6 protein-coding genes are annotated in these 6,095 nt (G+C 31.3%); all 6 read left to right on the forward strand.

Annotated features, from left to right (window positions below):
- The first annotated feature begins 152 nt into the window (after positions 1–152).
- A complete protein-coding gene (locus tag C3E89_RS10415) occupies positions 153–857 on the forward strand; it encodes an ABC transporter ATP-binding protein (RefSeq protein ID WP_236912792.1) in 705 nt (234 codons plus the stop codon).
- Entirely contained in the window at positions 851–4,060 is a 3,210-nt protein-coding gene (locus C3E89_RS10420; RefSeq protein WP_236912794.1) for an ABC transporter permease, read from the forward strand. Before C3E89_RS10415 ends, C3E89_RS10420 begins: the two co-directional genes overlap by 7 nt.
- 614 nt (positions 4,061–4,674) lie before the next feature.
- The gene (locus tag C3E89_RS10425; protein WP_236912796.1) at positions 4,675–5,331 is read left to right on the forward strand and encodes a nucleoside deaminase; all 657 of its coding nucleotides are present in this window, start codon (positions 4,675–4,677) and stop codon (positions 5,329–5,331) included.
- A gap of 98 nt (positions 5,332–5,429) precedes the next feature.
- On the forward strand, positions 5,430–5,597 hold the full coding sequence (locus C3E89_RS10430; protein WP_236912798.1) for a hypothetical protein: 168 nt from the start codon (positions 5,430–5,432) through the stop codon (positions 5,595–5,597).
- 109 nt (positions 5,598–5,706) lie between these two features.
- Positions 5,707–5,865, forward strand: coding sequence for a hypothetical protein (locus C3E89_RS10435; protein ID WP_236912800.1), 159 nt, complete (start codon positions 5,707–5,709; stop codon positions 5,863–5,865).
- Positions 5,866–5,945: 80 nt separating this feature from the next.
- Positions 5,946–6,095, forward strand: a 150-nt coding sequence (locus tag C3E89_RS13530) for a DUF3788 family protein (RefSeq protein WP_442870617.1), incomplete at its 3' end; no start/stop codon positions are given.

Genomic DNA, 6,095 nt, shown 5'->3' on the forward strand with positions numbered 1-6,095 from the left:
ATAAGAGAAATAGTATATTAAAGGAATTGAAAGATATCAAGGGAGTATCTTTAAGGCAATTATCCAGAATTACTGGATTTTCAAAAAGCCTAATTGGGAGACTATAGTGGACAAATGACCTGTCCCCATGTCCACAATAAGGAGTAGAGAAAATGTATAAATATATAGAATTTAAAGATGTTAAAAAAACATATCAAATGGGAGATGTCGAAATTAATGCTTTAAATGGAGTAAATTTTTCTGTCGATAAAGGTGAATTAGTTATTGTAGTAGGAGCCAGTGGAGCTGGGAAAAGTACGATATTGAACATATTAGGGGGGATGGATCGACCTACCTCTGGTGAAATTTACGTTGATCATAAGGGGATACACAAACTTTCCCACAAGGAATTGATTACATATAGGAGAAATGATGTTGGGTTTGTATTTCAATTCTATAATCTAGTTCAAAATCTAACGGCAAGGGAGAACCTAGAATTGGCAACCCAGATATCTAAAGACCCTTTAGACATCGATGAAGTATTGAAAGATGTGGGATTAAGCCATAGAAAAGATAATTTTCCAGCCCAATTATCTGGGGGAGAACAACAAAGGGTAGCTGTAGCAAGAGCTTTAGCTAAAAATCCTAAACTTCTTCTATGTGATGAGCCTACAGGAGCCTTAGACTATAATACAGGAAAATCTATATTAAAACTGCTTCAGGATACATGCAGAAAAACCGGGATGACAGTAGTTATCATAACCCACAATTTAGCCATAGCCCCTATGGGAGATAAAATAGTTAGAGTAAGAAATGGTATCATAGAAAGTCAAACCAATAATGATAATCCTATTCCAGTAGAAAGGATTGAATGGTAGTGATAAAAAAAGCTTTGATAAAGGATATATTGCGAGATATAAAGAAATCTCTTGGTAGATTTCTATCAATTACAGCTATAATAGCTTTAGGGGTAGCTTTTTTTACTGGGTTAAAAATATCTCCAGAAGATATGAAAAAAACAGCTGATAAATATTATGATGATTATAATTTAATGGATATTCGGATTATATCTACCTTTGGTTTAACAGAAGATGATCTTAAAGAAACTAAAAAAACAGAAGGCATAGAACAAGTCTTTGGAACCTATACTATAGATGCTTTAGCTGAATATGATGAACAAGAAGTAGTATTAAAAGTTCATAAGCTTCCCGAACCAAATGGAATCAATAATACTAGACTAATAGAAGGAAGGTTTCCAGAAGAACCATGGGAATGTGTAATAGAAAAAGGTAAAATTCATAATTTTATAGTACCTATTGGCTCTACTATCAAGCTACAATCAGGTAAAGAAGAACCTTTAAGTGACTATCTAAAACATACAGAATATAAGGTTGTAGGAACGGTTCAAACACCATATTATCTATCCTTTCAGAAAGGTAGCAGTAATATAGGCAATGGACAGGTTAGATCTTTTATTATGGTGCCTGGAGATAATTTTAAGCTAGATTACTATACGGATATCTATGTAACAGTTGAAGGAGCTAAAGAGTTAAATTCATATGATGATGAATACTTTAATATTGTTAATCCAATTACAGATCAATTAAAAGAATTAGCTAAAAAAAGGGAAGCCATAAGATATAAAGGGATAATCCAGGAGGCTGAAGAAGAATTAGAAAAAGGTAAGAAAGAATATTTTGAACAAAAGGAAGAAGCAGAGGCTAGATTAGCCGATGCTTTTGAGGAAATCCAAAGTGGGAAAGAGGAAATATTCAAAGGTGAGACGGAATTAGTGAAGAAAGAAAGGGATTTTTATAGAACTATTCGAGAAGGAAAAGAAAAATTAACTATAGCAGAAAATAATTTACAAAAAGGTGAAGAAGAATATAATTTGGCATTAAGAGCCTTTGAAGAAAACAAAAAACTAGCTGAAGAAGGTTTTAAGGAAGCTGAAGAGGAAATTAAAAAAGCTGAGGAAGGAATAGTGGAATTAGAAAATTCAATTGCCCAAATCAATATGACCTTAGAAAACCCACTACTTCCAGAGGAAGAAAAGCATAAACTTACCATAGAACTTCAAACTTTAACTGAAATGTTAGGAGAAACAAAGGAATCTGTAGAAGCTGGGAAAAGGGAAATGGAATTAAAAAGGCTTGAATTGGCTAAGGGGGAGGAAGAATTAGTAAAAACTAAGGAATTACTCCTTTCTACAAGAAAAACCCTTGAAGAGGAAAGACAGAAACTAATAGAAGGAGAGAGAACAGGCCTTTTAGAGATTGAAAAAGCTAAGGAGGATCTAAAAAAGGCAAAAGAGGATCTGGCAAAAGGAGAAGAAGAATATTTAAAGTCAAAGGCAGAAGCTAAAGAAGAATTAGAAAAAGCTTGGGAAGAGATAGAAGATGCAGAAAAAGAAATTAAGGATATTGAAAAAGGAAAATGGTATGTTTTAGACAGAAATAGTCATTTTTCCTATGTAGATTATGGAGGAGCAGCAGATAGGATAGATGCTCTATCACAAGTATTTCCTGTATTTTTTGCTTTAGTGTCAGTTTTAGTTTGTTTAACTACCATGACTAGGATGGTAGATGAACAAAGAGTTAATATTGGTACATTAAAGGCCTTAGGTTATGGAAGAGGAGCTATAGCTTTCAAATATATTTTTTATGCCTTTGCAGCAACTCTCTTAGGATGTACTATTGGTATAGCCATAGGGTTTACAATATTCCCAATTGTAATATTTAATGCCTACGGAATAATGTATATGCTGCCACCGGTTGAGCTTAACTTTAATACATTTTTAGCATTAACTACTTCCTCAATCGCTATAGGCCTTACTACCATTACTGCATTCATAGCTTGTAGTAATGAACTTAAAGAAACAACAGCTGCATTATTAAGACCTAGAGCTCCTAAAGCTGGGAAACGAATACTCCTTGAACGAATACCTATTATTTGGAATAGATTTAATTTTAGCTGGAAAGTAACCATTAGAAATATATTTAGGTACAAGAGAAGGTTCTTCATGACAGTTTTTGGAGTTGCAGGTTGTACTGCTTTGATTCTAGCAGCTTTTGGGATTAGGGATTCCATTAGGACAGTTGTAGATAGACAATTTGGTCAATTGTTTATCTATGATATAACTGTAGGATTAGACTCTAAAGGCATTAAACATTTAGATGATGAAAGAATCTTAGGATATGAATTGATCCACAAAGAAAGCGGAGAAATTAATTTTAATTCTATTACAAAGGATATTAGTATAATTGTTCCTAAAGATATTAATTCTATTCATAGATATATTAATCTTAGAAATAGGAAGGATAGGGATTTGATCCCCATACCAGACAAGGGGGTTGTCATTACAGAACAGGTTAGCAGGAGTTTAGATGTTAAAGTTGGTGATGAAATAATTTTTAGAAATAGTGAGAATGACGAAAGCAAAGTAATAATACAAGGAATTACAGAGAATTATGTTGGAAATTATGTATATCTTTCTCCAGAGTATTATGAAGGAATTTTCCTAGAAGAAGTAAAATTCAATGAAGCTATTGGAAAGCTAAAGGAGAAAACAGAAAAGTTTGAAGATAGACTTTCAAAGGATTTAATAAGGAAAGAGGGGATCGATAATATTAGCTTCAATACAACTTTAAAGGAAGATTTTGAGGAGACAATAAGAAGCTTAAACTATGTAGTATTTGTAATGATATTTTCAGCAGGGGCTCTAGCTTTTGTAGTTTTATATAATCTAACTAATGTAAATATATCGGAAAGGATAAGGGAGATTGCTACTATAAAGGTATTAGGTTTTTATGACAGAGAAGTATCTGCCTATATCTATAGAGAAAATACAATATTGACAATTATAGGTACCTTAATAGGCCTTTTTATTGGTATATTTTTACACCGATATATAATGACTACTGTCGAAATGGATAACTTAATGTTCGGATTAGAATTGGACTTTAAATCCTATATTATTTCCATTATATTAACTATTGGTTTTGCAGCTTTTGTTAATTTTGCTATGTATTATAAATTAAAGAATGTTGAAATGGTTGAATCATTGAAAAGTATAGATTAAAATCATAAGAATATAATAGAAATTCTCTCACTTTAAACTTACTTTGAAGTGGGAGAATTTTATATTTTTCTATGGAAGAATTTATTAAAAAGTGTTGAATAGATATTATAAGTATAAAAAATATTTAAAAGAACATTCCCAATCACGAAGAGTAGCCTTTGCAATATTAGTTAATATTACAAGTTTCTTAATGGGGATTATAGGGCTTATATATGTACTCTATGGATAAATTATAATAAAAAAGGTTAATAAATATATGGAAAAGGATATATATTTTTATCATCAAACATAGAATAAAAGTAAAGTTAATGATATTGTCAGATCTCATGTTAAGTATTCCGTTAATAAGGGTGTATAATAAACTCGTTAAACTATTCATAGTTCTGGTAGTAATAGTTAAATACTATTACTTTATTTTGAAAATTAAAACTAAAAGAGATCAATAATTTGAATTGATTGATTAGCAATTATTTAAAATGATAGGTAGAATAATTACCTATCATTTTAATTTTAGAAAATAAAAGCTAAAAAGAAGGAAATTGAAGTAAAATCTAGAATATGTATATACATGTTAAGAATTGGTAAAAAGGTATAAAGTTCAAGGAGGAGCAAGGATGTGGAATGATTTAGAAAAACCTTGGCAAATAGCTTTTCAAATGGCTTGGGAAGCATATAAAAGTGGAACCATACCAATAGGAGCAGTAATTGTAAATGCTAAAGGAAATATAATTTCCATAGGGAGAAATAGAATATTCGATAAGGAAGGTAGTACTCCCCTTACTGGAACCAATATGGCACATGCAGAAATGGATGCCATGTTTGGATTAGTTGAAAGAGAACATCCAGATATACGAAAATACATACTTTATTCAACAATGGAACCCTGTCCCATGTGTTTTGGAACCATGGTTATGATGAATATAAGAAATGTTTACTATGCAGCAAGGGACGGATTTGCAGGAGCTACCTCATTAAATGATAAACAAGCTTATATTAAGAATAAGAATATTATCATTAAAAGAGGAAATGATGAAATGGAAGCTTTTCAGCTAATATTACAAAGTGCTTATGAATATGAACGCCAACATCCAAAAAAAGAAAACTTATTGAATTCATGGAGAAACATTAATGAATCTAGTGTAGAATATGGAAAAGTCCTATATGAATCTTGTTATTTCCGAAAAGCTATTGATAGAAATAAGGGTATAGATAAAATATTTGACGAAGTGATGGAGGGATATGGTAAAAATAATTATTTTAGAAAGCATTAAGCATGTTTGTAATAGAAAAGTCAATATAATGAGGTGTAAAATATGGAGAAGTAAGAGTTATTGAAAGTTTATATACTATTAATTAGAAGGGGACGAATATGCATAATCTTATTAATAAGCTGTTAGAATATCCACGATATAAGTTTATGATGGTATTATTTTTTGTTGAATGGTTACTTTCTTTTCTTATCGCTTGGATACCTTGGTATGAAATAAATAAAGAACCTGAAGAAGAAGTAAATACATATTTTAAATTAAAAATATAATAAAACTATTCTTCGTAGTTTGTATAATTAAACCTTATTTAGAAACTTTGATTAGACAGCTTGCTATATTTCGATTAATCCAGTGGATTAATCGAATGGAAATAATTCTATGATTATTGCTTTCTTCATTTCTACCATTGTATTTGCTGCAGCCCATGTATTAGGAAGAAAGTGGTATAGTATGTTAATTCATTTGCCAATAAGCGCAGCGGGTGGAGTTTTGCTTATTTCTAAAGGACAAAAAAGTACTGTATGTGAGATTGCTTGAGAAACTATAGTGGACAAGTCACCTGTCCCCTTGTCTACCCTTTATTTTTTTAGAAATCAAGAAAGCAAGGAGGTGTAAATGTGCTTGAGACAATTCCTAATAAAGAGCAAATAGAATCTCTACTAGGCGAGACAGCAATGGAAGCATGGAATGAACTTATTCAATTTGTAGAGTCAAATTATCAATTTGATCCTGTATGGGATGAAGGCGGAAAGTATGGGGTTTGGGAA

The organism is Clostridium sp. Cult1, from assembly GCF_021655095.1.
Classification (GTDB): Bacteria; Bacillota; Clostridia; order Tissierellales; family Tepidimicrobiaceae; genus Schnuerera.